The following is a 294-nucleotide window of genomic DNA, read 5'->3' on the forward strand; positions in this document are numbered from 1 at the left end:
GATCTGCGGCTCAATATTTAAATGAACAAGCAAAAGCTGTTCGGAAAGCAACCTATGAATTTGATGAAACCATCAAAGAAAAATACCCAAAAAAGCCAGCCGAGCATGATGTGAAAGAGTCTGTAGCCTATTGCGAAAAATTGATTGAAGTGGTCGAGAACGAGGAAGGAATCCGTGAAGTTCCGGCGGTCAAAGAAAAAATGAACTACTTGAAAGAGATTGTAGAAGATTGTAAAGAAGGAACGGAAATTTCCAACGATCCCGATGCCCGAACAGGTCACAAATCAGAAGACA

At 40.8% G+C, this 294-nt stretch carries 1 pseudogene; it reads left to right on the plus strand.

Annotation, left to right across the window (positions count from 1 at the left end):
* A pseudogene (locus LZD48_RS19350) lies at window positions 1–294 on the plus strand (IS5/IS1182 family transposase); the annotation flags it as partial.

The sequence above is a fragment of the Oceanobacillus alkalisoli genome, assembly GCF_021556485.1.
Lineage (GTDB): Bacteria > Bacillota > Bacilli > Bacillales > Amphibacillaceae > Oceanobacillus > Oceanobacillus alkalisoli.